Consider the following 17311-nt stretch of genomic DNA (forward strand, 5'->3'; position numbering starts at 1 on the left):
CGTACAGCATGCAGGGGAAGGTCTGGGCGGTCTGCCTGATATATTTTGTTGGGGCGCCGTATGTTTGTTGGCGACGACGGCGTTGCGGCGTTCGGGCCTTGATTCCTTGTGCTACGATTCCGGATTTCGTGGGAGCGGATCCTACAGTGGCGGGCGGCGCTCGCTGACACATTGACGGACGTGCCGATCAGATTTTCGACATGGAATTTGGTTTTTGGCGGTCGAATGATTAATTTAACTGATTGTAAAATAATAAATTATTTTCAAAATTTTGAAAAACCTTATGTTGTTATATTTCTGATTGACTTTAAATCTAATAGCAATAGGTTATCGTGCAAAGGCCCCCAATAATGGCCTGCATGTAGGAGAGGACTCGTCATGGATCGCCGTGCTGCGCTTCGCGCCATTCGTTATACTTGTTTCGTTTCGATTATCGCTGTCGCTGGGGCGGGTGCCCCTGTTCACGCACAGGAATCGTCGGCCGATCCGGTGGCCAATACGTCCAACGAGGGCGAAATTATCGTGACGGCGCGCCGCCGGGATGAGCGTTTGATTGACGCCCCTGTGGCCATTACCGCACTGGGCGCGGCGGCGCTGAACAATTATGCTGTGACCGAATTTACCGACATGGCGTCGCTGGTTCCGACCATGGTGGCTGGTAAGGCTGCATCGGGTTCGTCGGCGAGCATATTTTTGCGCGGTGTCGGCTCGACCGCGTTGAGCGCTGGGTTCGACCAGTCCGTATCCTTTGTTGTTGATGGTATGCCGATGAGCCGTGGGCGCGAAATCAGCATCAGCCAATATGACGTGCAGCGGGTCGAAGTATTGAAGGGGCCGCAGGCGCTGTTCTTTGGCAAAAACGCAACAGCGGGTCTGATAGCTGTTTCCACCAATGGGCCAACCGACACATTTGAGGCTGGTTTTAAAGCAGGCTATGGATTTCGAGCCCAAGAGAAATATGGTGAAGGCTATATTTCCGGTCCTTTAGCGGACAGTGTGCGGGCGCGTTTGGCATTTCGTTTGTCGGACAGCGAAGGGCCGTTTACCAATACGGCTGACGCGACTTATTTGGATCCGAACGGCATGGAGCGGCACCGGAACAGCAAAAAGCGCGGGGGTGGCAGCACCTATAGCGGCCGCGCGACAATCGAATGGGACGCCGCGCCCAATCTGACATTTCAGTTGAAAACAGGTTATACGGATCAGAAAGATGGTGGCCCCACCGATTTGATCGAACGTATATGTGCCAATGGGCGCACCACGCCGTTCACCGCCAATGGTGTGCCGCCTAGCCCGAATGCCGATTGTAAGATTGACGGACGTTCGGACAGTTCATCACTGCCGGTGGAAGTTGCGCAGGCTGATTATCGCTATGCACGGGATGGAAATCTCTATTCGAAGCTGAAATCGGGTTATGCCATTTTGACGGCCACTTTGAACACGGATGTGTTCGATATTACGTCCATCACATCCTATTATCGGTTCAAGCAAACCGACTTGAATAATGTGTCAGGCGAAGCCTATCCGGCCAGCTTCTCTCAATTGGCGGACTATCGTCAGACGGTGGAGGAATTGCGATTCCAGTCCAAATGGGACGGGCCGGTGAATGTGTTGTTTGGGTTGTTTGCGTCCAGCAACAAATTTATTTTTAACACCGATGCCTATATCTTCCCCGTTGCGATAGACCCCGTCAATAAGACCTATACGACGTTTAAACGCGACAATGGTTTTACTGGAAACTCTATGTCGGCCTTTGGTGAAGTGACGGCCAATCTGTCGGATCAGATCGAAGTGGCTGCGGGCGCGCGCTGGAGCCATGAAGCGCGCGATTCTTATCAAATATCCTTGCCGGCCCATTCGCAGTTTGAGCCTGCGTTCCCATGGAATAAGCGTTTGGATGATCGGTATCGGGAAAGTGATTTTTCCCCCCAAGTGACGGTGCGTTACAAGCCATCGCGCGATTTGACATTCTATGGTGCTTATAAAGAAGGTTTTAAATCCGGCGGATTTAATATTTCGCAATCCATGACCCCAGGAGCGAGTGTGCCGGCCGGCCAGTTCGGTGCAGAACGGGCGCGCGGTGGTGAAGCAGGTGCACGTGCTATTTTATTGGGAGGCAGCTTGTCGTTGAACGCGACGGCCTATCTTTACGACTATCTGGATTTGCAGGTGCAGAATTTCGATCCTGTGACCATCGGTCAAGTGGTGGCCAATGCTGGTACGCTGCGGGTGAAGGGCATCGAAGGCGATTTCAACTGGCGCATGGGTGATTTCAACCTGCGCGGTGCGCTTGCCTATAACCATGCCCAATATAAGGATTATATTGGACAATGTTTTGCGGGTCAGACGGTGGCACAAGGCTGTGATTTGCTGCGGCCATCACCAACTGACGCTTATACCAGCCAAAATTATGACGGGCGTACGCCGCCCAAGGCGCCGCGTTGGGCTGGACGCATTGGCGCAGGTTATGAAGTGCCCTTGTCGGCATCGGGTTGGACGTTGGAGCTGAATGGCGACATGAGCTATAGTTCCAAATATAATTTTTCCGACACGCTGCGTCCCGATGCGGTGCAGGGTGCTTATGCCAAATTTGACGCCTCTATGCGCTTGAATGGTCCAGATAAGCGTTGGTCGCTGGCGCTGATTGGGCGCAATTTGGGCAATAAATATGTCGTGACAGGCGGTTCCGATATTCCATTTGCGGGTGGCACGGGTACGGGGACGAACGGAACGGGCGTTTGGGCTGATATGTCGGCATTCGTTGACAATCCACGCGAAGTTTATTTGGAAGCATCGGTGAAATTCTGATGTCGCATATATGGAAAAAGATGAAAGCATCGCTGCATATTGCAGCGATGCTAGTGCTGACCACCGCACCGATCGCGCAAGCTGCGGGTGAGGTTCTGCCTGCGGGTAAAGCACAGTCTGGGAGTGATGTCGGGGACGGCGGATTGTCTGCATTTTATGATTGGCGCGGAGCGTTGCCAAGCGATGCTGGGGTGATCATTGCCGAAGAAAATTTGCCCCCAGAATATTCGGTAACCAGCGCATCAAAGGCCATGCGCATATTATATACGGCGCGCAACGGCATTACCGATCAGGGCGTGGTGGCTGTTTCAGCGGCAGTTTTTGTACCGAAGGGAAATCCCCCAGCAGGCGGCTGGCCCATATTGGCTTGGGCCCATGGCACAACCGGCATTGCTGATATTTGTGCGCCATCGGCGCGGCCCCGTGGTGATCGTGACAGTCAATTTTTGTCGCACTGGTTGGACAATGGCTTCCTTGTGGTGGCCAGTGACTATCAAGGCCTAGGGACGCCTGGCATTCACCCTTATTCCAATTATCGGGCCCATTCTTATAGCCTGTTAGATAGCGCGCGTGCGCTGCTGGGAAAAGCGTCATATCGGGCGGCCAATAAGGTGATTTTGGCAGGGCAATCCCAAGGGGCAGGGGCTGTGGTTGCGGCGGGTGGATATGCGCCCATCTACACACCCGACTTGTCGGTGCGCGCCGTGATTGCGACGGGGGCACCCAATTTATCGCGTGACGCCATTGAGACTGGGCTGGCATCCAGTGCGACGGACGTGATGGTTACGGGTGCTTATACGATGATCGGCTATGAGTTGACCCGTATTCACCCCGATTTGTCTGCGGACCAGATTTTCACCCCGAAAGGCCGCGAATTGGAAGCGCGGGTTAGCGACGCCTGTTTGCCCGAATTAATGTCTGAAGCGGTAGCAAGACAATTGGACCCATCGAAGACGTTTCAGGCGGGCATGTTGAAAAAGCTGTGGGATACCGATGTTGACCTGCGGTCCTTTCCATCCATGACATTGGGTATGCCATTGTTTTTTGGGATTGGGGCGAAAGATACGGCGGCCTTGCCGATGACGACGCTTAGCTTAGTCAATGACCTGTGCGGGTTGGGAAACACCGTGGAAGCCCATATCTATAAAGATAAGGACCATTCTGGGGTCGTGAACGCAGCGGCTCCCGATGCCATCGCTTTTGCCAAGTCCGTGGTGGGCGCGGGACCTATGGCGGCGACTTGTAAGGTGCCATCATGATAAATTATTTCCGGTTGCATGGATCGTTGCTGGCGTTGGCGGCCGGATTGGCTGGAATTTCAACCGTTCTTTCTGCGCAGCCGGTGATTAAGCGTACGATCGATGAATCTGTCGAAGCCCCAGTTGTGCGCCCTGCCGCAAGGCAAGGGTCCCCCAATATTCTGATCTGGATGATCGACGATATGGGGTTTGGACAATTGTCGGCTTATGGTGGGTTGGTGGACACGCCCAATATTGACCGCGTTGCCGCCAAAGGGCTGCGTTATGCCAATTATCACTCGACCCCTATTTGCTCTGCTAGCCGCGCATCTTTGTTGACGGGGCGCAATTCGCATGAAGTGCATATTGGTGGTCATTCCGCCATGGCCATTGGTTTTCCGGGCCAAGACGCGCTGGTGCCGCGCAGTGCAGGGACCATTGCGGAAAATCTGCGGCAGGCAGGCTATCGGACCTATGCGGTCGGAAAATGGGATCATTTACCACCACGTGATGCGTCGGCAGCAGGTCCATTTACCTATTGGCCCAGTGGTCAGGGCTTTGACCGATTTTATGGATTTTTGTCCTATGATGCGGATAATTTCAGTCCCTTGCTGTGGAGTGACCACAGCCCATCGCCCATTCCCGCAGATGATGCGTATCATCTGAGCGGCGACATGGCCGATCAAGCCATTGCGATGATCCGCGCACGATCGGCGGCTGGAACAGAGCGTGCCCCATTTTTCCTGTATTGGGCAACGGGTGCCAGCCATTCCCCGCACCATGCACCCGACGATTGGTTGGAGCGATATCGTGGACGGTTTGACGCCGGATGGGATGTCGCCCGCGCAGAGATTTTGGCGCGCCAAAAGGCAATGGGGCTGATTCCAGCTAGTGCCGAATTGCCGCCGCGTCCCGAAGGGATGAAAGCTTGGGCCGATTTAACCCCAAATGAGCGTAAATTGCATGCACGCGGCATGGAAGCCTTTGCGGCGCAATTGGCCCATGCGGACCATGAATTTGGGCGTATGTTGCAAGCGTTGGAAGAACAGGGCGAATTGGATAACACGATCATTGTCGTGACGTCGGACAATGGTGCCAGCGCGGAAGGCGCGCCGAATGGGACCTATAGCGAACAGTTGATGGCCAATGGGCGCTTTGCGACAGCCGATGAAAATTTGGAACATCTGGCCGAGTGGGGCCGCCGAGGCACCTATCCGCTATATGCGGTTGGTTGGGCAGTGACGGGAAACACCCCGTTTCGCTATTATAAGCAAACATCCTTTGAAGGGGGTATTCGCGTTCCCCTGATCATCACATGGCCCAAGGGAATTGGGGCCCGGGGTGAGGTGCGTCAACAATATGCGCATATTAGCGACGTGATGCCAACATTGCTGGAGGCGGCTGGGGTTACATTGGCCCCTATTGTGAATGGTGTTCGCCAACAGCCGGTTAGCGGTACGTCATTGGCGTACAGCTTTTCCCAAGCCGCAGCGCCGGATGCGAAGAAAGTTCAATATTATGAAATGTACGGCAATCGCTCTATTTGGGCGGATGGTTGGAAAGCTGTCATGCCGCACCGATTGCAAACATGGGATTTTAAGAAGCAATCGCCCTTGACCGAACAGGGATGGCAATTGTTTGATCAGCGGCGCGATTTTAATGAATTGCATGACGTTGCCGCTGAAAATCCGCGTAAACTGGCGGAGCTTCGCAAATTATTTGATCGTGAAGCGCGCAAATATAATGTTTTCCCGTTGACCAATACGGGCGCAGCGCAGCGACTGATGGCCGCAAAGGCTGAGGCCCGATTGACCCAAAGCGGTGGCCTCTATCGCTATCAGGGGCGTGTAGACCGTGTTCCAGAAGCCTTGGCACCGCCCATTCACACCCATAGCTTTGCTATGCGGATGGCGATTGACGCGGGCACGCGCGGCCATGGTAGCTTGATGGCGATGGGTGGAAAATTTGGCGGGCTGGGTCTGTATCTGCGCGATGGCGTTCCCGTCTTGGCTGTGCGGACGATGGACGGAAAGCTGGCGGTGCTGGAAGCGCCGAATATTGTGACCGGAAAGCATGAAATTGGCCTGCGCTTTGACCGTTTGGGGCCGGAACGGGCACGGGCCGTTATTTTGGTGGATGGAAAAGAGGTTGCTGCTTCGGAGTTTAGCGGCGCATTATCTGTCTTTATTTTTTCGGGGAATGAGACATTTGACATTGGTTCAGACCCCGGCACCACCGTGCTGGACGGCGTCGCGATGCCATTTGCATTCAACGGGAGCATCGGTGAGACGGAATTTATGGTGACGTCGCCTGCACGCTGAGGGCGCAATTTTTATCCTTTCCGCTCCATCCCCGTTAAGGTTGCAGCCGTGAGGGGGATGGAGGGTGGTGGTGTCGTACTGGAAAATATCCGTGCGATTGCGGATGCTGGGTCGCGTGAATAACGGTAAGATGCTGATATCTTATCATATTTTATAAATTTAAGACCCTTTTTCTGGAAATGGGATGCTTTGGTCTGTGTCTCGGATAATGCTTGGGATATCGGCACTGCGTCGACGGATGAAGACATGGGCAGAGGTGGATTGATTTTTGGTCGGCTTGGCGTGAGTTTCTTGATGACAGAATCATCGCCCACGTAAGGCGGTGACTATCACATCGGAGAGATGCCCATGGCGAATGACACAAGTGCCGAGCCTATCATTTCCTTGGACCCGAGTTGGCCAAAAATGTCATTGGCCGCCGCGACGGCGGCGCTGACGGTAGCCGGTAGCCAGTTTGAAATGGACCAGATAGCGATAGACGGCATTTCCACGCGTATATGGAAAAATACCCCCCATGATCTGGGCATCTTGCTGGACCTGTCGCGCGCACATGGGGACCGCTTGTTCACCATGTTGGATGATGAGCGCATAAGCTATGAGGCCAATTGGCGGGCCACGGCGGCGTTGGCCCATGCATTGCAGGCCATGGGCGTCGAGAAAGGAGACTGTGTCGCCTTTGCCATGCGGAATTTGCCAGAATGGCCCGTGATATTCATGGCGATCACCAGCATTGGGGGCATCGCGGTGCCGCTGAATGCTTGGTGGACCGGCGGAGAATTGCTTTATGGTATCCAAGATTCTGGGGCCAAAATCATTATCATGGACGCAGAGCGTTATGACCGCATGCAGCCGCATGTCGATGATCTTGGCGGCAGGGCGCAGATTATCATAACCCGTGCGGCGCAATTAGCGCAGGGTGCCATGGCGCTGGAGGATATTATTGGGCCGCCCTCACGCTGGGCTGGGTTGGCGGACAAGCCGCGACCCACTGTTGATTTGGCCAGCGATGATGCGGCGACGATTTTTTATACGAGCGGGACCACGGGGCGGCCAAAAGGAGCGCTGGGGTCGCATCGCAATTTGTTGACCAATATTTTGTCGGGCGGCTTTGCCGCAGCACGTGGGTCGCTGCGTCGCGGGGAAGCGCCGCCAGCGTCCACGCCCAAGACGGTGCTGCTGGTTATTCCGATGTTCCATGTGACCGCCTGTTCCGCGACACTGATGGGCAGTTTGGTAGCGGGGAACAGCATCATTTTTATGCGGAAATGGGAAACTGTGCCCGCGATGGAGATTATCCAGCGCGAAAAGGTGAATGTGACCGGCGGGGTTCCGACCATTGCGTGGCAGTTGATCGAGCATCCGGCGCGCGGCGAATATGATTTATCGTCACTGGAAGCGATTGGATATGGCGGTGCGCCCTCTGCCCCCGAATTGGTGAAGCGCATTTATGAGGAATTTGGCGCGTTGCCCGGGAATGGCTGGGGAATGACGGAGACAATGGCCACGGTGACGTCCCATTCGGCCGAAGATTATTTTAACCGACCGCAAAGCGCGGGCCCAGCGGTTCCGGTGGCGGATATTGAAATTCGTGCCGACGATGGTGTGACCGTCTTGCCAGTCGGAACGGTGGGCGAATTATGGGCGCGCGGACCCATGGTGGTGAAGGGATATTGGAACAAGCCAGAGGCCAGCGCTGAAACATTTGTGAACGGGTGGGTTCGGACGGGTGATTTGGCCAGAATAGATGATGAAGGCTTTGTGTTCATCGTCGACCGCGCGAAGGATATGGTGATCCGCGGCGGGGAGAATATTTATTCGTCGGAGGTGGAGAATATTTTATATGCTCATCCGGCGGTGACAGATTGCGCGGTGATCGGCATTCCCCATCGGACCTTGGGGGAAGAGCCGGCCGCGGTGGTTCATTTGGCCCCCAATATGATAGCCAATGAAGCCGAGTTGCAGGCATGGGTGCGGCAGCATCTGGCGGCGTTTAAGGTGCCCGTGGCGATTAAATTTGTGACCGATACTTTGCCGCGCAACGCCAATGGTAAAATTTTGAAAAAAGAGTTGAGGGCCTTTTTTGCACCGGAGGAGGTGGCTGGTGGTTGAGCGTTGAGGCGGCGATTTGCTTTGGTTCCGTACCCAGCAAGAGGATAGGATAAAGGCACCGCGATGCGCATCGCAAGAAATAGAACTGTTTCCAAGCCTAGGGTGCCGGATTTGAGCGCTATGGGGTGCTGAAAAGTGGATGGGCGGCTGGCGACTTATTTGTGCTGCTTTTCTGTCCATTGTCCGCCATTGGACGCGCTATCTTCCTATGTGAAAGCCTGAAATAGTTAAAAGCAGTAGCGAGGCTTCTGTTGAGCAGCGTTATTTGATTCATGGGCGATATCATCAATATAGATTCTGCACGCGTGAGCCCGTTGCGATATAAGGCGTGGCGCAGCGAGCGGGCGATCTGATCGCTGCGGCAGGGCATGGGAACGGTATAGCAATACAGCCTGCCGATTAATATTTTTTAGATATATCATTGAATTTAAATGAAAAATTTACGAATCGTTCACAGCGGTTTTGAGCGTTTTTTACCTAAGTAATTTCCGGTTGTTGCAGCGGGACAATATTTTTTGTCAGATGAACAGCCTACGAAATTGTGGGACCTATGTTAAATTTCATCGATAGAGCAAATTGCATGCGAGTTTTCTCGTCTATGTAGTGACTACATACGCTTATCGTAAAATATTTTTATAATAAAATTATAGTAAAATTAGGATGGATGCTGATTTTTAATAAGGGGTAATTATCATGAACAATAGGGAGATCGCTGCTTTACGCGGCACGAGCTTTTTGACGGTTGCCGCGCTTTTTATCGGCGCGCCGGCGATGGCGCAAAGCGGAGATGCGGCGACCGAGGCCAATGCTGAAATTGTCGTCACGGGTTCGCTGTTGCGCTATAGTAATAAAGAAACCGCCCTTCCGATCACCGTCATTTCCACGGATAGCTTGGACCGCGCGGGTGTAACCAATATTGCGGATGCCATCCGCCAAGCATCCGCAGATGGTGCGGGCTCCATTGGTATTGGCTTTACCAGCGGCTTTTCGGCTGGTGGGGCCGCCGTTTCGCTGCGTAACCTTGGGGTGTCATCAACGCTAGTGCTTGTGGATGGATTGCGCTCGGCAAATTATCCTTTGAGCGACGATGGTCACAACGCCTATGTTGATCTGAACAGTATTCCGCAAGTGAATCTGGAACGTGTTGAAGTGTTGAAGGACGGTGCTTCCTCTTTATATGGCGCAGATGCCATTGGCGGCGTGGTGAATATCATCACACGCAAGCAATTTTCAGGAATAGAAGGCGGCGCGGAAGCCGGTGTGACCGAAAAAGGTGATGGGCATAAATATCGCCTTCGTATGATGGCGGGCTATGGTGATTATGATAGCCAAGGATTTAATATTTACGTCGGCGGCGAATATGAGAAAAATGGTAAGATTACCGCTGACTCCCGCGGCTTTCCGTTTAACACACTGGATTTACGCGCTATTGGTGGGAAAGATAGTAACCGTGCGGACGACTCTCTGACCACGGCGACGCCAAATGCTGTGGTAACCCGTGTCGTGCAGACAGATTTGAACAATCCGCTGGCCGGCAGCGTTACAAATGCTACGACGCCAGCGATCTTTAACTCGTTGACTCCATTGGCCGACTGTCCATTTGGAACCTACACGCAAAATACAGCCCAATTGAGCGGTACGGCCTGTGCGCATGACTTAACGCGAGAATATATCCAAATTCTGCCCAAGCAGGAACGCTATGCGGGTGTCGCGCGGCTGAGTATTCGTTTGGGCGAGAATATCGAAGGCTATGTTGCGGGCAGCTATTCGCACAACAAGGTTGATATTACCCTGATTCCCCGCGCGATCCGCCAGAATCAGGCCTTTGGCGGTTCACCCGCCACGTCGACGCTGAATCCCGGTATCGTTCTGCCTGTCTGGATTTGCCCATCGGGTGTGGACTGTGCGAACCCTGCAACGCCTGGTCGCACACTGAACCCCAATAATCCCTATGCGGCAGCCTATGCCAATGATCCGGCCAATGGTGCGGCGCGGCTTTATTATCTGTTCGGCGACGTCAAGGCCGGTTCCGAGCGCACCAATGAATTATATCGTATTACGGCGGGATTGCATGGGACGATTGCCGATGTTTGGAATTGGAAGGCCGATGTTGGATATTCGCGTGATGAGCTGAGTTTGACGCAGACGGGCTTCGCCAATCTCAATGGGTTGGTGAAGGCGATCAACACGGGTTCCTATAATTTTGTAAACCCATCTTTGAATTCGCAGGCCGTTCGGGATTCGGTGCTGCCGCCAATTACGTCGCTTTCCAACTCCAGCGCTTTTACCGTCGATGCTTCGGTTAATCGCAGTCTGTTCACCCTGCCGGGTGGTGACGTTCAAATTGCGGTGGGCGGTCAATTTCGAAAAGAAAAATTGGCCAATCGCAGTGCGAATCCGAACCGCGATGTGCCGGGCCTGTCGACGGCTCAGGCATTTGGTGAGCGCGACGTATGGGCCGCTTATTTTGAAGTGAATGCGCCAATTCTTGATAGTTTGGAGGTCAACGCATCGGGGCGCTATGACCATTATTCCGAAGGGTTTAGTGCTTTTTCTCCCAAATTTGGGATCAAATTTTCGCCCATTAAACAGCTGGCGTTACGCGGCACATATTCAAAAGGTTTTCGTGCCCCGACCTTTGCTGAAATTGATCCCCGCAGCTCCTTTTCTGGTTTCGTCGGCTTTGATCCAGTGACAAAGGCGCCTGATTTTGCGGCGGCACATGCTGCCAATCCCAGCTATTTCGCAAATTATAACGTCGGACGCGGTTTCGTAGGGAACCCAGATATTCAACCCGAAAAGTCGCGCAGCTTCACGCTGGGCGCGGTGTTCCAGCCGACGAATTGGGCGACGTTCACCGTCGATTATTTTAACGTCAAAAAGTCTGGGCTGATCACCGCTGGGCCCTTAGCGGGTGAGGCGATTAATGCTTATTATTCCGTGGCTGGTCAGAGCTTTGCATCTGCCGCCGATGCCGCCGCGGCTGGTTGCGCGCGGGTTGCGGCGATTGGTGCGGGTTATTCGTGCGACGTTATTGATGGTGCAGATCCATTTGCCTTAAACGCCTTGCCGCGTTTGCTGGTGGTTAATGCACCTTATGTGAACTCGGACTATGACCTGACGACGGGATTGCAGTTCACCGCCAATGCTCAGGTTCCGATCAATGATAATATCCGATTTGAAACGCGACTGGATTTGCAGGCTACGCTGAAATTTAATCGCCACCTTGATAATGGGGATATTCAGCGATTTGCGGGCACCGTTGGTCCAGCGGATTTGTCATCGGGTGGTGGTACGCCCAAATGGCGCGGAAATTGGCAAAATACCATCAGCATTGGGCGATTCTCGCTGACAGCGACAACCTATTATGTCGGCCGAATCAAATCGGTCGCGACCGATCAGGGCAGTTTGGGAACATCCTGTGCCGATGCGATCTATGATCCGAAATTCTGCTATATTCGGCGGTTTATATATGCGGATTTGAACGCCACCGTGCAATTGAACGATGATTTTAGTTTCTATGCGATTGTCGGCAATTTCACCAATGCCAAGGCACCAATTCACCCGAATACTTTCTATACCACCCAGCCTAATTATCTGGCGTCTTGGCATATCCCGGGCTTGGTTGGCCGGACCTTCCGCGCAGGCGCCAATTTCAAATTCTAAAGGCGCTGGCGTCTATCAATCAGAAGGGACGGCCTATTTTAGGCCGTCCTTTTTTATGCGGAGAGGGGTTGGCCGGTGTCGGAAACTTTTGATGGGGTGCAGCCTGCGTTGATGTCCGCAAAGAAAAGCACAAAGCGCGACATGGTTTAGCCGGCCATTGGGGCACTGTTTTACAGCATATATGTGATTTTCTTGGTCCCGATGGACTATGATGGTGCGGTCAAGAAGACTCGAACTTCCACGGCCTTTCGGCCACAACGACCTCAACGTTGCGCGTCTACCAATTCCGCCATGACCGCACATCATGTAGGGCCGAGAGCTTGTCTCGACGCTGGGTAGGTGCGGGCGATTAGCAAAGGGTTATCGCTTAGGCAAGCAGGCAAATGGACTTTGGAACCGATTTTTCAAGAAATATTCGAGACCTAGGAATGTAGCGCGCGGCGATTGGGTCGGTGTGGGAGCCGTCTGGGCATCCGGTCGAGTATCCGGTGGATGGGTCATCCAAGCTTTTCGCCGCGCGGCAGATGGGCTGTGGCCAAAATGCTACGTCATCAAGTGGACATAAAAGAGTCTCTGATTTGTCATCATAGCTGCGTCAGACCGTCATCGAATCCCCTTAGGGCGCAGATGACCGGGGGCAGGGTGCGTTTTGTTCTCCGGCAGTTCATCACGCCCTTGGCGGCAAGGGACACGGAGATTCTATGTCAGCTTTTGCACGCATTCGTTTGGTCATGCTTACAGGCGTGGCCGGTTCTATTCTGGCCGCTTGCGGGGCCGATAATGTGGCATCGCCTGGGGAAGGCGTGATCATTTTGCCGACCCCCACGCCAACGCCGACCCCGACGCCCACACCAACGCCAACCCCGGGCGCGGTGACGCCCGCCGCCAATTGCCCGTCGCTGGTTGGGGCGACGCTGACCGATCGCGGTTTGATCGAGGATAAGGCCAAGGATCGCGCATGGCGCGTTTGCCAATTGCCCGCTCGCTTTACGCAGGACACGGTGCTGACCGATGTGGCGGGTGTGGTCTATGCCATCAATGGCCGCGTGGACGTGGGCAGTGATTTGGGCGCGACACCGACGAGTGGTGAAAATGGCGTGACGCTGACCATTCAGCCGGGTGTGCTGCTATATGGTGAAACGGGGCCGTCATGGTTGGCAGTGAATCGTGGCAATAAGATTAACGCCGTTGGCACGGCGAGCCGCCCGATTGTGTTTACGGGCCGCGCCAATTTGGAAGGCACAGCCACCGACAGCGATTCGCAAATGTGGGGCGGTGTGGTGTTGCTGGGCCGTGCGCCCATCACCGATTGCCAAAACCCCAATGCTGAGGCGGGCACCGCCGCTTGTTCGCGTGATACCGAAGGCGCCAGCGGCGCTTTATATGGCGGCGCCACACCCGCTGATAACAGCGGCGCCATGGCTTATGTGCAGATCCGCTATTCGGGTTATACTTTGTCGGCGGACAAGGAATTGCAGGGCCTGACCCCGTCGGGCGTCGGCAGCGGAACGCGCATGGACCATATTCAGGTTCACAATAGCTCGGACGATGGCATCGAAATATTTGGTGGCCGCGTGAATATGAAGCATCTGGTGCTGACCGGAAACGACGATGATACGTTGGATACCGACGTTGGGTATAAGGGCAATATTCAGTTCGTGATCGCTGCCCAGCGGTTCAATGGCACGTCGGGCGATTCGATGATGGAAATTGATTCGGATGGCAATGAAGACGCCATGCCGCGTCAGAATGTGAAAATTGCCAACTTCACCTTCATTCAGCGCAACAATGCGGCGGGCAATGGCGCGGCCATTCGTATTCGCGGCGGCGCGGATTACAGCTTTGCCAATGGTGTGATTGTATCGCCTGGCATCAATTGCCTGCGTATCGACAGCACGACCACCACGCGCCCAGCCAATCCGGCGCTGGATGAAGCCGGTCCGCCGGTATTCCATTCGGTGGCCATGCAATGCGGCGGTGATGTGTTCCGCAACAGCACGGGCAACACCAGCGCCGAAATTCGCTCGATCTTTGAAGCGGGCACGAACAATATTTCGACGCTGGTGCCGACGCTGACAAACTTGTTCGTCAATGGGGCAACGGAAACGGGCCGCCCAGCCTTTGACCTGACGCCATGGGGCAGCTTCTTTACGGTCACCAATTATATTGGCGCGGTGAAGGATGCCAATGACACTTGGTATGCCGGTTGGGCCTGTAACAGCCAGACCGCCAGCTTTGGCAGCACCAGCGGCGCTTGCACCGACATTCCGGTTTAATTGCAGCGATAATGACGGGACGAAGCGCGTGGCAGCTGGGCACAATCCAGCGCCGTGCTTCGTCCCCACTTTCATGAAATCAGGGATAAAGATATGAACACGCGCCCGCTTTTCGCTTCCTTGTTGCTGATGTCGTCGGCGCTGGTAGCACCTGCGACACTGGCAGCAGAAAATCTGACATCGTCCGATGCGCGGTCCGCCGATAGCGGCGCTGACACCGCTGCTGGTGCCAACGAGCAGCCGAGCAATGAGCAGGGGAGCGATGAGCAAGGGGTTGATGTGTCCATTCCGGGTGGACGCAACGCGGATATTGTGGTGACGGGCCGCTTTACCCCCAATGTTGTGCGCACAACGCCAGAAGTGGTGTCCTTGCTGTCATCGGCGGATATTGCGCGGGCGGGGGACGGGGATATTTCCGGCAGCTTGCAGCGCGTAACCGGATTGTCCGTTGTCGGCGGCGGTTATGTTTATGTGCGCGGTTTGGGCGATCGTTATTCGCTGGCGCTGCTGAACGGGTCGCCCTTGCCCAGCCCCGAGCCGTTGAAGCGCGTTGTGCCGCTGGATATATTCCCGACCAACGTCATTGACAGCACGATGGTTCAGAAAAGCTATTCGGCCAACTTCCCCGGCGAATTTGGCGGCGGGGTGATCAATCTGACCACCAAATCCACGCCCAAGGAAAGCTTTTTGACGATCAGCGGTGGGCTGGGTTGGGACACAGAAACCACCAATGAATTGGGCTATACCTATTATGGTAGTAGCACCGACTGGACGGGGTTTGATGATGGCGAACGCAAAATCCCGCGCTTATTTGGTGATGCGCTGAACAGCGGGCATCCGGTGATTGAAGGGGCCAATTTTAGCCGCGCTGACATTCAGGCGATGCTGATGGGCTTGTCGAACACGCCGACGACTTTGTTGCAAAAGAATAATCATATTCCCGTGAATTGGTCGGCTTCGCTGACGGGTGGGACCAATATTGATCTGGCCGATGGTCAGTTGGGCATTATTGCCACCGCTGGCATCAGCAACAAATGGCGTACGCGCGACAGCTTGCAGCAAACATCGCTGAACGCGGATTTGTCGGGTGATCCGCAGACCAGCTATCAACGCGTGACCACGGACAATCGCATTGTCGTCAATGGCCTGTTGGGATTTGGGCTGGAATTGGGCGAGCATAAGGTGCGGTGGACGAACTTGTTCATTCGCGACACGTTGAAGCAAGGCAAATTGGCGCTGGGCACCGACCGCAACCAAAGCGACCGCGACATTATGAAGCAGGATACCGCTTGGTATGCCCGCCAATTGTTCAACAGCCAGATTGCCAGCGAATTTCAATTTGACCGGTTGAAGCTGGACCTGCGCGGCGGATATGCGAAGTCGCAGCGGGATGCGCCCTATGAGCGCGGGTTTACCTATGTTCGCACTAATTTGCCGACCGATGTGGACCCAATGGGCGAAAAGTTCGTCAATGATTTGGGCGGCAATCGCGGCGACGCAACGCTGGCCTTTTCGGAATTGGACGAGACATTATGGTCGGGCGGTGTGGACCTGAGCTATGAAGTGTTGCCGCGAGTAACCGCTACTGTGGGTTATGCGTTTAGCGACACCAAACGTTATAGCGAGCGCCGATCCTTCATTTACCGCGCCAATGATTTGCCGCGTGCGGTGCAGCAATTGCGCCCCGATTATTTGTTATCGGACGCCAGCATTCAGGCCTATAATATCACCATATTGGAAACATCGGCGCAGGAAGGTACGGCGGCCTTTGACGCGGCGCTGCGCACCCATGCGGCTTATGGTCAGGTGCAGGCTGAATTGACGGCCGGTGTGAATTTGAACGCTGGTGTGCGATATGAAACGGCGAAACAGCGTGTTGCGGCGGTGGACTTGTTCAACAGCGGCGGCGATTTGGCCTTGGGGACCAGCCTTGATAAAAGTTACTGGTTGCCCGCCATTACGGTGACGTGGGAAGTCGCGCCGGATATGCAAATTCGCGCCAACGGGTCGAAGACCATTGCCCGCCCGCAATTTCGCGAATTGGTGCAGCAAGTCTATCAAGACCCTGAATCCAACCGGCTGTATCGCGGTAACGCGTCCTTGGTGGACAGCCAATTGTGGAATGCGGAACTGCGCTATGAATATTATTTTGCGCGCGAACAACGCTTTACCATCGCCGGATTTTTCAAGTCGATTGATAATCCCATCGAGGCCTATACCAGCGTTGCCGATAGTTCCGTCAACACCAGCTTTGCCAATGCGCCCAAGGCCAAATTATTTGGTGTAGAGGCCGAGGTGCAGAAATATTTTGATCTGGAAGGGAGCAGCCGCCGCGTGGTGGTGGTGGGCAATTATACCTTTAGCCAGTCGAAAATTTCGGTTCGGGATGGTGATGTGTCGATGGTCGGCGGCCAAGAAGTGGCAGCCAGCGACTTGTTCACCGACGGCGTGCCGTTGACGGGCCAGTCGGACCATTTGGTGAATGTGCAATTGGGCCTAGAGGATAAGGACCGCTTGTCACAGCAGACATTGTTGCTGACCTATAGCAGCCCGCGCGTGACCAGCCGTGGTCCATCGGGTCAGCCGGACCTGCGCGAAAAGCCCGGATTGCAATTGGATTTCGTGGCGCGTCAGGGATTTGATGTCGGTGGCCGCGAGGTGGAGTTGAAATTTGAAGCCCGCAATTTGACGGGCCGCGATTATCAAGAGGTGCAGGAAAGCGGGAATAATCGCATTTATTTCAACCGCTATAAATTGGGCCGGACATTCTCTTTGAGTGCGTCGTTAAAGTTCTGATCGCTCCGGTTTCAATGGCTTGTTCGGGTGTGGAGACTCGATTGGGTGTCAAAAAACTGTAACCTTCGCGTCAATTGATTGTCATGGAAGGCGCGTA

7 protein-coding genes and 1 tRNA gene are annotated in these 17311 nt (G+C 54.3%); 7 read left to right on the top strand and 1 reads right to left on the bottom strand.

Annotation, left to right across the window (positions count from 1 at the left end; genetic code table 11):
* Window positions 1–378: 378 nt before the first annotated feature.
* The 5 genes from LKO31_RS05840 (at window position 379) to LKO31_RS05860 (ending at window position 12142) form a co-directional block, all read left to right on the top strand.
* A complete protein-coding gene (locus LKO31_RS05840; protein ID WP_227689199.1) occupies window positions 379–2808 on the top strand; it encodes a TonB-dependent receptor in 2430 nt (809 codons plus the stop codon).
* A 20-nt stretch (window positions 2809–2828) separates the two neighbouring features.
* Window positions 2829–4067: a lipase family protein gene (locus tag LKO31_RS05845; RefSeq protein ID WP_227689200.1), complete on the top strand. Its 1239-nt coding sequence runs from the start codon at window positions 2829–2831 to the stop codon at window positions 4065–4067.
* Entirely contained in the window at window positions 4064–6367 is a 2304-nt protein-coding gene (locus LKO31_RS05850) for an arylsulfatase (RefSeq protein ID WP_227689201.1), read from the top strand. Before LKO31_RS05845 ends, LKO31_RS05850 begins: the two co-directional genes overlap by 4 nt.
* Window positions 6368–6715: 348 nt before the next feature.
* Window positions 6716–8476: a class I adenylate-forming enzyme family protein gene (locus LKO31_RS05855; protein WP_227689202.1), complete on the top strand. Its 1761-nt coding sequence runs from the start codon at window positions 6716–6718 to the stop codon at window positions 8474–8476.
* Window positions 8477–9169: 693 nt separating this feature from the next.
* Window positions 9170–12142, top strand: a complete 2973-nt coding sequence (locus tag LKO31_RS05860) for a TonB-dependent receptor plug domain-containing protein (RefSeq protein ID WP_227689203.1) — start codon at window positions 9170–9172, stop codon at window positions 12140–12142.
* Window positions 12143–12354: 212 nt separating this feature from the next.
* Here the strand turns inward: LKO31_RS05860 and LKO31_RS05865 are convergent.
* Window positions 12355–12441, bottom strand: a tRNA-Leu gene (locus LKO31_RS05865).
* A 402-nt stretch (window positions 12442–12843) separates the two neighbouring features.
* Between LKO31_RS05865 and LKO31_RS05870 the strand changes: the two genes are divergently transcribed.
* Complete coding sequence (locus LKO31_RS05870) at window positions 12844–14418, top strand: hypothetical protein (protein ID WP_227689204.1); 1575 nt, start codon at window positions 12844–12846, stop codon at window positions 14416–14418.
* 93 nt (window positions 14419–14511) lie between these two features.
* Window positions 14512–17214 (top strand): TonB-dependent receptor domain-containing protein, encoded by a 2703-nt coding sequence (locus LKO31_RS05875; protein ID WP_227689205.1) that lies wholly within the window; start codon window positions 14512–14514, stop codon window positions 17212–17214.
* Window positions 17215–17311: the final 97 nt, after the last annotated feature.

Origin of the sequence: Sphingopyxis yananensis (genome assembly GCF_020687785.1) — a bacterium.
Classification (GTDB): Bacteria; Pseudomonadota; Alphaproteobacteria; order Sphingomonadales; family Sphingomonadaceae; genus Sphingopyxis; species Sphingopyxis yananensis.